This window comes from Rathayibacter sp. Leaf299 (assembly GCF_001423055.1).
Classification (GTDB): Bacteria; Actinomycetota; Actinomycetes; order Actinomycetales; family Microbacteriaceae; genus Rathayibacter; species Rathayibacter caricis.
Genome location: NZ_LMNT01000001.1, coordinates 631,147 through 644,916, shown reverse-complemented (window position 1 = coordinate 644,916; position 13,770 = coordinate 631,147). Strand labels below are relative to the sequence as shown.

Sequence of the window (13,770 nt, the reverse complement as noted above, 5' to 3'; positions counted from 1 at the left end):
CCCAGGCTAGGACCTGGTCTCGCGTGCTCGCGACGGCGACCTCCTCGCCGCCAGGCCCTAGCGGGGCCGCGATCCCGGCGCCGGGTCCTGGAGGATGGCGGCATGCCTCGCACGCGCGTCGCCGCCTTCGACTGCGGCACCAACTCCCTCCGCCTCCTGATCGCCGATGTGGACGGCGACCGCGTGACCGACGTGGTGCGCCGTACCGAGCTCGTCCGCCTCGGCCACGGCGTCGACCGCACCGGCCGCTTCGACCCGGAGGCGCTCGAGCGCACGCTGGCCGTCACGCGCGAGTACGCCGAGCTGGTCCGCGATGCCGGAGCGACGCGGCTGCGCTTCGCCGCGACCTCCGCCACCCGGGATGCGAGCGACCGCGAGGAGTTCCTCGACGCGGTCGAGCGGATCATCGGGGTGCGTCCCGAGACGATCACCGGCGAGGAGGAGGCCGCGCTCTCCTTCCGCGGCGCCACCGGAGTCGTCGAGACGGACCGGCCCGTGCTGGTCGTCGATCTCGGCGGCGGATCGACGGAGCTGGTCCTCGGCGACGAGGCGCCCGAGCAGGCGCACTCGATGGACGTCGGCAGTGTCCGCCTGACCGAGCGCCACCGCCGGGCCGCGGCGCCGACGGAGGAGGAGCGGGAGGCGATGCGGGCGGACGTCCGCGCGGCGCTGGCCGCTTCCTCCGTCGACCTCTCGCGCGCCCGGAGCGTGGTCGGCGTCGCCGCGACGGTGCTGACCGTCGCCGCGCACGCACTCCGGCTCCGCGCCTACGACCGCGAGGCGCTCGAGGCGGAGCTCCCCCTGGCCACCGCGCTCGCCGCCTGCGACGACCTGGCCCGCCTCTCCCCGGCCGACGCCGCGGCGCTGCCCTACCTGCGCTCCGGCCGCGAGGACGTCATCGCCGCCGGCGCGCTGATCTGGGGCGAGGTCCTGCGCGCCGCGAGCAGCGCCTCGCCCGGACTCGACTCCGTCACCTCGACCGCGCACGACCTCCTCGACGGCATGGCGCTCGGCCTCGGCGGGGGCGGCGACCGAGCGGAGTAGCGTGGAGGGCTCCGCCCCGCCCACCGTGAGGAACCCCGCCATGACCGCTCCCGTCGTCGTCCACGTCGTCTTCACCCCCGCCGAGGGCGCCCGCGAGCGGATGGTCGACGCCCTGCGCGCGGGCATCGCGGAGGTGCACGGCGAGCCTGGCTGCGAGCTCTACTCGATCCACGACGCGCCCGACGGCACCGTCGTGATGATCGAGAAGTGGACCAGCGCGGCCGAGCTCGACGCCCACGGCGCGGGCGAGCCCGTCGCGCGCCTCAACGCGTCGCTCGAGGGGCTGCTGCAGGAGCCGCCGCGCATCGTGCGCCTCGCTCCGATCCCCGCCGGCACGCCGGAGCAGGGCGCCCTCTGACCTTCGCCGTCGGCGGCCTTCCTCGTCAGCGGCCCCTCCGTCAGCGGGTCAGCTCGCTGCCGGAGTCCCGGGTCAGGCGCGCCGCCGCGACGAGCGGCACCAGGGTCAGCACCGCGATCACCAGGAACGCGAACCGGTAGGGCACGAGGCCCGGGCCCAGCGCGGTCCCGACCGCGAGGGCGACGCCGCCCACCGCGACTCCGAAGCCCGCCGCGACCTGCTGCGTGGTCGCGCTCAGCGTGTTCGCGCCCGACATCCCCTCGGCCGGCACCTCGGCGAAGGTGACGGTGTTGTAGGCGGTGAAGCCCGCCGATCGGGCGACGCCGCTGAGCACCAGCAGGGCGACGACCGCGGCGATCGGCACCTCCGGGGTGAGGAACGCCATCGCCGCCATGCACGCGACTCCGATCGCGTTCGCGACGACGAGCACGGTCCGGAAGCCCAGGGTCCGCAGCAGCCACGTCGTCGCCGGCTTGATCGCGAGGTTGCCGACGAACAGGGCGAGCACGACCGAGCCCGCCTGCACCGGGCTCCAGCCGAACGCGTCCTGGAACAGCAGCGGCAGGAGGAACGGGACGGCGTTGATCGTCGCCCGGTACAGCGATCCGCTCGCGTTCGCCACCCGGAACGTCGGGAAGCGGAAGGCGTCGAGTCGGACGAGCGGATGCGGCGCACGGCGCAGGTGCCGCACGGCCACCGCCGTCACGGCTACGCCGGCGACGGCGAGCGTCAGCGCCCGCGGGTCCGAGACGGACGCGGCGACCAGTCCCGAGGCGCCGACGAGCGCGCCGAGGCCGACGGCGACGAGCACCAGGCCGACGACGTCCAGGGGCGGCGGGGCCTGCTCGCGCCCGCCGGGCACGATGCGCAGCGCCAGGACGAACGCGACCGCCCCGAGCGGCAGGTTGATCAGGAAGATCCAGTGCCAGGACGCGTAGGTCGTCAGCAGTCCACCGACGAACGGAGCGACGATCGGCGCCACGAGGCCCGGCCAGACCAGGATCGCGATGGCCTCGATGATGCGCTCGCGCGGCGTGACCCGCAGCACCGCGAGGCGGCCGACCGGCACCATGAGCGCTCCGCCGACACCCTGGAGGACGCGCGCGGCGATCAGCACGGGCAGCGTCGGGCTGAGCGCGCACAGCAGGGACGCGATCGTGAAGACGGCGATCGCCAGGGTGAACACGCGGCGCACGCCGAAGCGCTCGCTCAGCCAGCCCGAGGCCGGGATCAGCACCGCGACGGTGAGCAGGAACGCGGTCACGGTGATCGCGATCGCGGCGGAGTCGACGCCGAGGTCGGCCGCGATCGCGGGCGCCGCGGTGGTCACGATCGTCGCGTCGAGGTTCTCCATGAAGAAGCAGCCGGCGACGAGGAGCGCGAGGGCGCGGTTGCGGCGGGGATCCAGGGAGTGCCTCCTCGGGGGCGGACGGGCGGTGAGTGCGTGAGCGGGCGAGCGGGCGGGAGCGGTGTCCGCGACTCCGGTACCGTCGAGCGCATGAGCGACGCTGCCGAGACCAGGACCATCCAACTCCGACGCTACGAGCTGGTGGACGGGGTGATCGACGAGTTCCTCGCCTGGTTCCGGGCGAGGATCGTGCCGGCGCGCGAGGCGCTGGGATTCCGGATCGAGTTCGCCTACGCCGACCGCGAGGTGAACGAGTTCGTCTGGGCGGTCAGCACGCCGGGAGACGCGGAGTCGTTCCTCGCGATCGAGAAGACCTACATGGACTCCCCGGAGCGGGCGGCCGCGTTCGCGGGCGAGCCGAAGCGGGTCGCCGTGCACCACGTGCGGCTCGTCGAGCGCATCGTCTGACCCCGCCGCGGGCCCGCGGTCAGCTGCGGATGCGCCGGATCGCCACCGCCGCGGCGCGCAGCACGAGCGACCCGACGGCCACCGAGGCGAGGGTGCCGATCGTCCGCGACACCAGGTGCTTCGGGGTGTCGACGCCCTCGCGGTCGCGGGGCGAGGGCAGGGCCCGGGGCTCGAGCACCCGTCCGCCCGCGCCCGCCTCGGCCATGTGCGCGAGGCGCTGCAGCGCCTCGATGTTGCGCAGCCAGAGGAACGAGTGCAGCAGCGGCTTCGGGATGAGCGTGCCCGGGCCCTTCACGGCCGTCTCGTGCATGCGCACGCGGCAGCCGCTCTTGTGCGGCTCCACCTCGATCCGGACCCGCGCCTCGCCCATCGGCCAGCCGGCCGCCTGGATGATGAACCGGCGCGGCGGGTCCCACTCGAGGACGGTGGTGCGGTCGTCGATGACGAGCGGCCAGAGCCCGAACGAATGGTGCAGCTGCGATCCGACGTGCGGGAAGTCCTCGTCCACCTTCCGCATCCGCGAGGCGCCGACCACCCACGAGGGGAACAGCCATCCGGAGGAGAGGGCGGCGAAGACGGACTCGGGCGGGCAGTGGAAGACGCGGGTGTTGCGGGACATCGCGGGCTCCTTCGGAAGGCGGTCGGTGCTCGGGAGCGGGGTCGCCCCTCCCCTCAGGGTGCCAGATCGGGCGCGCGGGTGATCCCGAACTCGTGCCGCAGGGCGCTGCGGGCGGCGTGCCAGCCGGCCATGCCGTGCACTCCCGGGCCGGGCGGAGTCGACGACGAGCAGAGGTACAGGCCCTTCGCGGGCGTCCGCCACGGGTCGGGCGAGGGCACCGGTCGCGACAGCAGCTGGACGACGCTCGCCGCTCCCGCCGCGATGTCGCCGCCCAGGTAGTTCGGGTTGTACTGCTCCATGTCGCGGGCTGTCATCGACGAGACCCCGATCACGCGGTCGCGGAAGCCCGGAGCGAAGCGCTCGATCTGCGCGGTGATCGCCTCCTGCTGGTGCAGCGGGGAGTAGCGCGGCACGTGCGTGTAGGCCCACAGCACGTGCTTGCCCTCGGGCGCTCGGCCGGGATCGGCGATCGAGGGCTGCGCGACCAGCACGTAGGGGTTCTCGCTGTGGCGTCCGCGGGCGACGTCGCGCTCGGCTTCGGCGATCTCGGCCCGGGTGCCTCCGACGTGGAGGGTGCCGGCGCGGCGGAGCTCGGGGTGCGACCAGGGCACCGGTCCGTCGAGCGCGAAGTCGACCTTGGCGACGCCGTTGCCGTAGCGGAACGCGCGGAGGGCCTTCGCGTAGGCGCGCGGCAGCCGGTCGCCGGCGAGCGCGAGCAGCGCCTTCGGAGTGAGGTCGACGAGCACGGCCCGGGCGCGGGGCAGCTGCGCCATCGAGGTGACCTCGACCCCCGTCTCGATGGTGCCGCCGTGGGCGAGGAGGTCGTCGGCGAGGGCGTCGACGATCGACTGGCTGCCGCCGATCGGCACCGGCCAGCCGCGGGCGTGCGCGTAGGTCCCGAGAGCGAGAGCGGCGGCGGCGGTCGACGGGCTCGGCATCGGGCGGATGGAGTGCGCCGCGACTCCGGTGAGCATCGCGGGGGCGACGTCCTCGGCGAAGCGCAGGTTCCAGAACGGCGAGCCCTGCTCGAGGACCCGGAGCCCGAACCGCACGAGCACGCTCGGATCGGTCGGCACGCGCAGCAGTGGGTCGTTCGTGAAGCCCGAGACGCGGTCCGCGCGCTCGGACAGCGGGCCCATGAGCGCGCGCCACGCGGCTCCGTCGCGCCCGAGGGCCTGGGCCGTGCGGTCGAGATCGCGGTAGGCGATGCCGGCCCGGCCGCCGTCGAGCGGATGCGCGTACGAGATGTCGGGCACCCGCAGGTCGATCCGCTCGTCGAGCCGGAAGCGCCGGAAGAACTCGGACGCGAGCGCCATCGGGTGCACGGCCGAGCAGACGTCGTGGTGGAAGCCCGGCAGCGTGAGCTCCGCCGTCCGCGCACCGCCGCCGATCCGCTCGTTGCGCTCGAGCACCGCGACCGACAGCCCCGCCCGCGCGAGGACGACCGCCGCGGCGAGGCCGTTGGGCCCCGCCCCGACGACGACGGCATCGACGTCGGCCACGGTCACTTCCTCCGCAGGGCCGCGACGACGCCGACGACTCCGGCCGCCGCGGCGACCGCCGCTCCGGCGTAGCTCGCCGCGCGGTGCCGGATCATCCAGATCTGCGGAGTCATCGTGTGGGCCTTGTCGCTGAAGAGACCGCGGGCGCCGTGGTCGCCGGGCACGGGCTCGTAGACGTTGTTCGGGAGCATCGGCTCCTTCTTGTCGGGCGCCTGCTGGCCGTCGAAGGCGCTGCGCGCGAGGTACCAGTCCATGAACGCGCCGGCGAAGCGATCTCCCAGGATCGTGCCCGCCGTCGGCTCGCCGACCCAGGTGCGACGGCGCGGCTTGTCGGCCACGTCGGCGATCGCGATGGCGCCCACCTCGGGCTCGTAGATCGGCGGGACGGGCTGCGGGTGGTGCGGCAGCTGCGACTTCACCCAGTTGAACTGGATGGTGTTCAGCGCCGGCATGTCGACCTCGGAGAGCCGGATGCGGCTCTTGGAGTGCAGGAGCTCGGCGGTGACCGCCTCGGTGAATCCGCGGGCTCCGAACTTCGAGGCGCAGTACGCCGCCTGGAGCGGGATGCCGCGGTGCGCGAGCGCCGAGCCGACCTGGATCACGTGACCGCGGCCGCGCGGGGTCATCCGTGAGAGCGCGGCCCGGGTGCCGTTGACGAAGCCGAAGAAGTTGACCGCCACCGCGCGCTCGAAGTCGGCGGGCTCGGTCGAGAGGAACTCGCCGAACACCCCGACCATCGCGTCGTTGACCCACAGCTCGATCGGGCCGAGCTCGGCCTCCACCCGGTCGGCCGCGGCCTCGACGGCCTCGCGGTCGGCGACGTCGGTCGGCACTCCGAGACCGCGTCGGCCCGCCTGCTCGATCTCGGCGACCGTGGCCGCGAGCCCGTCCGCTCCGCGCGCGAGCACGGCGACGTCCCATCCGCGCTTCGCGAGCTCGCGCACCGTGGCGCGGCCGAGCCCGGCGGTGCCTCCGGTGACGACGGCGACTCCGCGGCTCATGCGCGGGCCTCGCGCTCGGGAACGACGGGGAGGGGGATCTGCATCATGGTTCGGGCTCCTTCGTGAGGGCGCGGTCTGCGTGTCCTGCGCGTTCCACGGTAGGCGGGTCGGCGCGGCGGCGCGCGGGCTTGCGCGGGCGCCGGGGAGCGTCCGGAGGATCGACTCCTGGGGAGGACGGCAGGCTTCCCGGCCGTCCAGGAGGCATCCAGCAAGCGTCCAGAACAGGAGTCGACACTGTCGCCTGCCGCCTCTCCCGACGGCCCTACGACCGGATCGACGCATGAACGCACTCCTCGGGCTGAGCCTCTCCTCCGGGCCCCTCGTCGTGACCGTCTACGCGGTCGCGGCCCTCGCCTTCGCCGCGCTCGTCGTCGCGTACGCCCGCTCGCGCCCGGAGGGACGCGTCCGGCGCGCGGCGGTCCTCGCAGCCGTGCTCCTCGTCGGCGTCGTGGGCGGGGCCTCGCTCGCCGCCCTGCTCGACGGCGCGGACGAACCCCTCGGCGTCGACCTGACACCGGTCACGCGGCTCTGGACCGGACTCGCGCTCGGCGGTCTCGGCGTCGCGCTCGTCGTCCTGGTGCACGCCCTCCGGCACCGGCGCATGCGACGCGCCCTCGCGTCCGTCGGGGTCGCCGTGCTCGTCGTCACCACCGCCGCGATGACCGTCAACCTCGACTTCGGCCAGTACCCGACGCTGCGCAGCGCCCTCGGACTCAGCGCCTACCCCGTGGTCGGGGCGCTCCCCGCCGTCGCCGACGGCAGCCGCACCCCGTTCTCCGACTGGACCGCGCCCGCCGGCATGCCGGCCGTCGGCACGGTGCAGTCGATCCCGATCCCGGCCACCGTCTCGGGCTTCCGCGCCCGTGACGCCGTGGTCTACCTCCCGCCGGCCGCCCTCACGGCGGACCCGCCGCTGCTGCCCGTGATGGTGATGCTGTCCGGTCAGCCGGGCTCCCCCTCCGACCCGCTGTCGACCGAGAAGCTGCAGCAGGCCCTCGACGCCTACGCGGCGGACCATGCGGGGCTCGCGCCCATCGTCGTCTCGCCCGATCAGCTCGGCGACCCGACCGCGAACCCGATGTGCGTCGACTCGCCGCTGGGGAACTCCGCGACCTACCTCACGGTCGACGTCCCGGCCTGGATCCGCGCGCACCTGCCCGTCCTGCCGGATCCGGCCGACTGGGCGATCGGCGGGCTGTCGCAGGGCGGCACCTGCGCGATCCAGCTCGGCGCCGCGCATCCCGAGCTCTTCGGCGGCATCATCGACGCCTCGGGCGAGCTGGCACCGAGCCTGGGCGACGAGGCGACGACGATCCGCGAGGGCTTCGGAGGCAGCGCGAGCGCCTACGAGGCGGCGGAGCCTGCGAGCATCCTCACCGCGCACGCCCCCTACTCCGACACGGTCGCGGTGTTCGGAGTGGGCGCCGACGACACCGCGTTCCGCGCCGGGGTGCAGACGCTGCACGCCGCCGCCACGGCCGCCGGCATGCGGACCTCGTACCTCGAGGTGCCCGACAGCGCGCACGACGCGACCGCCTGGTCGGCCGTCTTCGACGAGGGCCTGCGGGTCCTCACGGCGCGCTGGGAGCTCGTGCCGGCGTCCTGACTCCGGGGTCGGCTCCGGGCGGCGGCGGCCCGGGGTCAGCTGCGCGCGGCGGTCTCCGCGGCCTCGACCGCTGCGGCCACTCCGTCTCTCCACGGAGCGCCGTGCCCGGGCAGCACCCACGCGGCGCCGGTCGGCAGGAGGAGGCGGAGCGACGCGAGCGCCTGCTCCGGATCGTCGGTGAACGGGGCGGGCTGCGGGCCCGAGCGGCCGGTGAGCACGTGCCGCGTCGTCAGGCCGTCGCCCACGAAGACGGCGTCGACCGCCGGCACGTGCACGGCGACGCTGCCCGCGGAGTGGCCGGGCAGGCCGATGATGCGCGGCGACCCGGGCAGCTCGAGCACGTCGCCGTCGGCGACCTCGACCACCTCGGTCAGCGGAGGGACGCGGAGTCCGCCCTTGCGCGCGAAGTAGGCGAGGAACCCCGCCATGGCGCCGAGCCGCATCGACTGCTTCCCGTTCGCGGGCTTCTTCCCGCCCTTCGCCCGCTCGGCGTCGGCGGCGTGCACGAAGACGGGCACCCCGTGCTCGCGGCGCAGGCGCTCGGCGAAGCCGATGTGGTCGGAGTCGCCGTGGGTGAGGACGACGCCCTTCACATCCCCGATCCGACGGCCGAGCTCGGCGAGCGCGGCGAGCAGATCGGACCAGTGGCCGGGGAGCCCGGCGTCGATCAGGGTGACGCCCTCGGGGGTCGCGACCAGGTAGGAGGCGACGACGTCGGAGCCGAGGCGGTGGAGCGCAAGGGTGAGTTCCATGATGGCTACGCTACTTAGCCATCATGGCTACTGTCAATAGCTATGCTGGAGGCATGCCCACTCCGGACCGCACCACCCACGACGCGATCGTCGCCGCCGCCGCCGCACTGCTCGAGGAGGAGGGACTCGCCGGCGTCACCATGCAGGCCGTCGCCCAGCGGGTGGGCGTGCGCGCCCCCTCCCTCTACAAGCGCGTCGAGAGCCGCGACGCGCTGATCCGCTCGGTGGCCGAGGCGACGCTGCGCGACTACGCCCAGCGGCTCGGCGCCGAGGACGACCCCGCGCGCATCGCGGCCGAGCTCCGCCGCTCCGGCCACGAGCGGCCCGCCGCGTTCCAGCTCGTGATGACCCCGGCGGCCGGGACGCCCGTGGCGGCGCAGGAGTACCGGGTCGCGGCGAGCGCCTCCCTCCTCCGGGCGGCCGAGGAGCTCGCCGGTGCCGAGCACGCCCTCGAGGCCGCCCGGACCCTCACGGCCTGGGCGACGGGCTTCATCAGCATGGAGATCAACGGCGCGTTCACCCTCGGCGGCGATGTGGACGACGCGTGGGAGTTCGGTCTCGAGAACCTGCTGGCCGCGCTCGGGCGCGGCAGGACCTGAGCCGAGTCCCTCCGGCCGACGTCACGGACGCCGCGTCGACCACAGCGCCCAGGCCACCAGCACCGGCTGGAAGAGCAGCCGCACCGCGCGCTTGCGGTCGGTGTCGAGGCCGAACGCGCTGGTCTTCGTGAGGTACTGCGAGACGTTGCCCGGGAAGATCGCGGTGAAGAAGGCGGCGGCCGCGTTCCCCACGAGAGGTGCGGTGCGGCGGGAGAGGACGAGTGCCGCTCCCAGGCCGATCTCGACGACTCCCGACGCCAGCACGACCGTGTCCTTGTCCAGCGGCACCCACTCCGGCACCTGCGCCTGGAACTCCTCGCGCGCGCGGGTGAGATGGCTCACCCCGGCGAAGACGAGGGCGGAGCCGAGCAGCAGCTTGGCCCCGGTGCGGGCGACGGACAGGGCGGAGACGCGGGACATCCCTCCATCGTGCCGCGCCGGGGCGGCGGGAGGCGCCTCCGGCCGCAGGATCACGTCCGGCTCGCAGGAACCGCCGCCCTCGTCCCCAGCACCAGGACGCCGTCGACGCGGCGCGGGATGTCCGACTCGCCGTCGCGCAGCTCCACCGGCAGCTCGCTGGTCGGGGCGTTCTGCCAGGCGACCGGCCGGAGGAAGCGGCGCACCGAGGTCGCTCCGACGGACGTGTGCGTGGAGTCGGTCGAGGGCCAGGGGCCCCCGTGGTTCTGCGCCCAGGCCACGGCCACCCCGGTCGGGAAGCCGTTGTAGAGGATCCGGCCGGCACTCGCCGAGAGCGCGGCGCGGGCGAGCGGGACGCCGTCGTCGCCGTCCGCGACGAACAGCGACGCCGTCAGCGTTCCGGGCAGGGTGCGCGCGATCGCCGCGGCGTGCGCGTCGTCGCGGTAGCGCGAGACGACGGCCACCGGACCGAAGCACTCCTCGCGCAGCAGGGGCGGGAGGTCGCCGCCCGGGACCTCGAGCAGGGCGGGGCCGGTCGACCCCTCCGGCGCGGGGGTCCGCAGGAGCAGCTCCGCGCCTCGCTCGGACGCTCGCTCGCGAACGCCCTCCGCGTACGACGCCGCCATCCCCGGCGTCAGCGCGGGGTGCGGCTCGACGGCGGCGAGCGAGTGCCGGAGCCGGTCGACGAGCGCATCGCCCGCCGGACCGGCCGGGACCAGCACGACCCCGGGCTTCGTGCAGAACTGTCCCCCACCGAGGGCGACGGAGGCGGCGAGCCCCTCCCCGATCGATTCCGCCCGGGCCTGCGCCGCCGCGGGCGTCACGAGCATCGGATTCACGCTGCCGAGCTCTCCGTAGAACGGGATCGGAGCCGGTCGCGCCGCGGCGAGATCGGCGAGCGCGCGACCGCCGGCGAGAGAGCCCGTGAAGCTCGCGGCGCGGATCTCCGGCGCCCGGACGAGGTCGAGACCCGCCTCGAATCCGTGGACGAGTCCGACGGCGTCCTCCGCCGTCGCCGTGAGGACCGCGTGCACGAGCTCGCTCGTGCGGCGGTGAGCGGGATGCGCCTTCACGACGACGGCGCAGCCCGCCGCGAGCGCCGCGGCGGTGTCCCCTCCGGCGACCGAGAAGGCGAGCGGGAAGTTGCTGGCCGCGTAGACCGCCACCGGGCCGAGGGGGACGAGCATCCTCCGCAAGTCGGGTCGGGGACCCATCGGGGTGTCGCCCTCGTGGTCGATGATCGCCTCGAGGTGCGCTCCGTCCCGCACGACGTCCGCGAAGAAGCGGAGCTGGTAGACGGTGCGGGTCAGCTCGCCGTTCAGGCGTCCCGCCCCCAGGGCGGTCTCCTCATCGGCGGTGCGCACGATGTCGGGGCGCCGCTCCTCGAGGCCGTCGGCGATCCGCTCCAGGAGCCGCGCCCGGTCCGCGCGCGGCATGCGGGCGAGCCGCTCGCTCGCCGCGACGGCCGTCGCGACCGCTCGGGCGACCGCTGCGCTGTCGTCGTCGCCGGGCCGCAGTCGAGTGCGGTCGTCGATCGTGGTCGGTGCAGTGCTCATGGTTCTCCTCACATCCACGCCGTCGAGCCGTCGGGCTTGACGGGTACTCGGCGGTCCCAGCGGATCCAGTCGTCCGTTCGCAGGGCGTCCTCGTCGATCTCGATCCCCCAGCCGGGCCGGTCCGGCCGGAGCTCGAGGTGGCCGTCGACCGGCTCGTACGGGTCCCGGCACCACGACACGGGGTCGGGCTTGAACTCCAGGATCGAGAAGTTCACGGTCGCCGCCGCGAAGTGGAGGTTCGCGGCGGTGGCGAGCGGGCCGAGCGGGTTGTGCGGCGCGACGGGCACGTAGTGCGCCTCGGCGAGGTGGGCGATCCGGATCATCTGGGTCAGCCCTCCCACCACGCAGATGTCCGGCTGCACGATGTCGGCGCCCTGAGCGGTGAGCAGACCCAGGAACTCGTGCGGCGTGTAGAGCGACTCGCCCGTGGCGAGCGGCACGGCGATCTCGGAGCGCAGCCGGCTCCAGGCCGGCAGGTGCTCAGGACGGATCGGCTCCTCGAGGAAGAGCGGCTCGTTCGGCGCCAGCGCGGCTCCCAGCTCCACCGCCTGCCGCGGCTCCCACAGGCAGGCGTGGGCGTCGAAGGCGAACTCCCAGTGGTCCGGATGGCTCTCCCTGACCTCGCCGAAGTAGCGGCCCAGTTCGGCTGCGACCAGCCCGAACCGCGTCGAGTGCAGGTCGACGCGGTAGGGACTGAGCTTGAAGGCGGTGAAGCCGTTCTCGGCATGGAGGCGCTGCGTGCGGTCGAGGAGCTCGGCGGGGTCCGGGGCGGAGTACAGCCCCGCGTAGACGCGGACTCGGTCGCGCACCGCTCCTCCCAGCAGCTTGTAGACGGGGAGACCGGCAGCCTTCCCCGCGATGTCCCACAGCGCGTGGTCGATGGCGGCGATGGCGGCGAGTCCCATCGCTCCCGGCGGGAAGCGGGAGGACTGAAGGAGGAACTGGTTCACGGCCGAGGTCCGGGTGGCGTCCCAGCCGCGCAACTGGTGCGCGAAGTACTCGATCATCGGCGGGAACGCGAGGTCGGGGCCGTGGTTGTAGACCTCCGACCACCCGTCCAGCCCGTCGTCGGTGGTGATCCTGACGAGGACGCGCGGCCGGTCCCCCACCCGCTGCAGATACGTGCGGATGCGGTCGATGCGGGTCATCGCGGGGTCCTTCCGTCGGTGGTGGGGGCGGGGTTCGGGACGAGCGGCCGGATGCGCACCCAGAACCCGTAGATCGCCGCGCTCACGAGGCAGCTGGCCGCCGCGAACACGAGCGGCCCGACGTAGGAGCCGCCCGTCGCCGCCAGGGCGACTCCGATCGCGATCGGGCTGATGAGATTGCCGAGCTGGGATCCGAAGTTCTGGAAGCCGGCGACGGAGCCGACGGTGTCGGGCGATGCGGCCACCTCGGCGGGCAGGCTGAGGATCGCCGCACCCGCGAACGAGTGCGCGGCGCTGGACGCGGTGAGCACCACCATCACGAGCACGTTGCTCTCGAGGAACGGGCTGAATCCGATGCAGGCGCTCAGCACGAGCCCCGCGAGGATCGGCACCTTGCGGGCGACGTTCGTCGACAGTCCGGCGGCGAGCATCCGGTCGGACACGACGCCGCCCGCGATGCCTGCGGCGATGGCGATCAGCGCGGGCAGCGCTCCCACCAGGCCGAACTCCTCCTTCGTCAGACCGCGGTCGTTCAGGAGGTAGCTGGGGTACCAGGTGAGGAAGAACGCACCGGCCAGCGAGCGGAAGACGTAGCCGAGGGTCAGCGCCCAGACCTGGTTGTCGCGCAGCAGCGCCCGCCACGGCCGGCCCGCCCCGTCGCCGGTCGACGCCTCCCCGCGATCGGAGACGATGTGCGCGAGCTCCGCCGCGTTCACGCGCGGGTGCTTCTCGGGAGCCCGGTACACGGTCAGCCAGCCGACGATCCAGAGCAGTCCCGCGACTCCGATGACCACGAAGGCGAGCCGCCAGCCGCCGAACAGCGCGAGGGCGGTGACCAGGGGCACCGAGAGCGCCGTGCCGATCTGCTGGCCCATGTCGAACAGGCTCGACGCGAAGGCCCGCTCGCGCCGCGGGAACCACTTCGACACGATCGTGATGTTCGCCGGCTGCACGGGCGCCTCGCCGATGCCCAGCCCGAGGCGGAACACGATCACCGACCCGACACCGGTCGCGAGGGCGGTCAGGGTGGTCCAGACCGACCACCAGCCGACCGCGAGCGGGTAGATCACCCGGGGTCCGAAGCGGTCGAGCAGCCACCCCGACGGCAGCTGGAACAGCGCGTACGTCCAGAAGAACGACGAGAGGAGCAGGCCCTGGACCGCCGGGCCGATGGCGAACTCCTCGGCCATGAACGGGAGGGCGACGCTGAGAGCGGCCCGGTCGAGGTAGGCGATGGTGAGTCCGAGCGCCGAGAATCCGACGATGGTCCAGCGGTAGCGGGTCCTGCGCTCGGAGGCGGCGGTAGCCGGCTCCGTCGAGCGGACGGCGAGGTCGTGGGGAAGCAACGCTGC

Annotated in this window: 14 protein-coding genes; 5 read left to right on the top strand and 9 right to left on the bottom strand. The window is 74.1% G+C overall.

Annotated features, from left to right (window positions below; genetic code table 11):
* The first annotated feature begins 102 nt into the window (after window positions 1-102).
* Both ASF48_RS02865 and ASF48_RS02860 read left to right on the top strand, forming a co-directional pair.
* The gene (locus tag ASF48_RS02865; RefSeq protein ID WP_055786088.1) at window positions 103-1,044 is read left to right on the top strand and encodes a Ppx/GppA phosphatase family protein; all 942 of its coding nucleotides are present in this window, start codon (window positions 103-105) and stop codon (window positions 1,042-1,044) included.
* Window positions 1,045-1,084: 40 nt separating this feature from the next.
* Window positions 1,085-1,402, top strand: coding sequence for a putative quinol monooxygenase (locus tag ASF48_RS02860; RefSeq protein WP_055786085.1), 318 nt, complete (start codon window positions 1,085-1,087; stop codon window positions 1,400-1,402).
* A gap of 40 nt (window positions 1,403-1,442) precedes the next feature.
* Here ASF48_RS02860 and ASF48_RS02855 read toward each other — a convergent pair whose 3' ends face one another.
* Window positions 1,443-2,756 carry an MFS transporter gene (locus ASF48_RS02855; protein ID WP_082481083.1) on the bottom strand — a complete coding sequence of 438 codons (1,314 nt, stop codon included), beginning with the start codon at window positions 2,754-2,756 and terminating at the stop codon, window positions 1,443-1,445.
* A 144-nt stretch (window positions 2,757-2,900) separates the two neighbouring features.
* On the opposite strand from ASF48_RS02855, the gene ASF48_RS02850 reads away from it, so the two are divergent.
* The gene (locus tag ASF48_RS02850) at window positions 2,901-3,218 is read left to right on the top strand and encodes a hypothetical protein (RefSeq protein ID WP_055786080.1); all 318 of its coding nucleotides are present in this window, start codon (window positions 2,901-2,903) and stop codon (window positions 3,216-3,218) included.
* A gap of 19 nt (window positions 3,219-3,237) precedes the next feature.
* Here the strand turns inward: ASF48_RS02850 and ASF48_RS02845 are convergent, their stop codons facing one another.
* From ASF48_RS02845 to ASF48_RS02835, 3 genes are read right to left on the bottom strand one after another with little or no spacing between them, the layout of a single operon-like run.
* Window positions 3,238-3,837 carry an SRPBCC family protein gene (locus tag ASF48_RS02845; protein ID WP_082480943.1) on the bottom strand — a complete coding sequence of 200 codons (600 nt, stop codon included), beginning with the start codon at window positions 3,835-3,837 and terminating at the stop codon, window positions 3,238-3,240.
* Window positions 3,838-3,890: 53 nt separating this feature from the next.
* On the bottom strand, window positions 3,891-5,339 hold the full coding sequence (locus tag ASF48_RS02840; protein ID WP_055786077.1) for a phytoene desaturase family protein: 1,449 nt from the start codon (window positions 5,337-5,339) through the stop codon (window positions 3,891-3,893).
* Window positions 5,340-5,341: 2 nt separating this feature from the next.
* Window positions 5,342-6,340: an SDR family oxidoreductase gene (locus ASF48_RS02835; protein WP_055786074.1), complete on the bottom strand. Its 999-nt coding sequence runs from the start codon at window positions 6,338-6,340 to the stop codon at window positions 5,342-5,344.
* 280 nt (window positions 6,341-6,620) lie between these two features.
* Between ASF48_RS02835 and ASF48_RS02830 the strand changes: the two genes are divergently transcribed.
* A complete protein-coding gene (locus ASF48_RS02830; RefSeq protein ID WP_055786070.1) occupies window positions 6,621-7,946 on the top strand; it encodes an alpha/beta hydrolase in 1,326 nt (441 codons plus the stop codon).
* Between the two features lie 35 nt (window positions 7,947-7,981).
* Here the strand turns inward: ASF48_RS02830 and ASF48_RS02825 are convergent, their stop codons facing one another.
* Complete coding sequence (locus ASF48_RS02825) at window positions 7,982-8,698, bottom strand: MBL fold metallo-hydrolase (protein ID WP_055786057.1); 717 nt, start codon at window positions 8,696-8,698, stop codon at window positions 7,982-7,984.
* Window positions 8,699-8,751: 53 nt separating this feature from the next.
* Here ASF48_RS02825 and ASF48_RS02820 point away from each other — a divergent pair, with 53 nt between their 5' ends.
* Complete coding sequence (locus ASF48_RS02820; protein WP_055786054.1) at window positions 8,752-9,297, top strand: TetR-like C-terminal domain-containing protein; 546 nt, start codon at window positions 8,752-8,754, stop codon at window positions 9,295-9,297.
* Between the two features lie 21 nt (window positions 9,298-9,318).
* Here the strand turns inward: ASF48_RS02820 and ASF48_RS02815 are convergent, their stop codons facing one another.
* Genes ASF48_RS02815 through ASF48_RS02800 form a run of 4 tightly spaced genes read right to left on the bottom strand, consistent with a single transcriptional unit; the run spans window position 9,319 to window position 13,764 of the window.
* Window positions 9,319-9,717 carry a DoxX family protein gene (locus ASF48_RS02815; RefSeq protein WP_055786051.1) on the bottom strand — a complete coding sequence of 133 codons (399 nt, stop codon included), beginning with the start codon at window positions 9,715-9,717 and terminating at the stop codon, window positions 9,319-9,321.
* A 50-nt stretch (window positions 9,718-9,767) separates the two neighbouring features.
* On the bottom strand, window positions 9,768-11,270 hold the full coding sequence (locus tag ASF48_RS02810) for an aldehyde dehydrogenase family protein (RefSeq protein WP_055786046.1): 1,503 nt from the start codon (window positions 11,268-11,270) through the stop codon (window positions 9,768-9,770).
* An 8-nt stretch (window positions 11,271-11,278) separates the two neighbouring features.
* On the bottom strand, window positions 11,279-12,418 hold the full coding sequence (locus ASF48_RS02805) for a mandelate racemase/muconate lactonizing enzyme family protein (protein WP_055786042.1): 1,140 nt from the start codon (window positions 12,416-12,418) through the stop codon (window positions 11,279-11,281).
* Window positions 12,415-13,764: an MFS transporter gene (locus ASF48_RS02800; protein WP_162238018.1), complete on the bottom strand. Its 1,350-nt coding sequence runs from the start codon at window positions 13,762-13,764 to the stop codon at window positions 12,415-12,417. Before ASF48_RS02800 ends, ASF48_RS02805 begins: the two co-directional genes overlap by 4 nt.
* Window positions 13,765-13,770 lie beyond the last annotated feature (6 nt).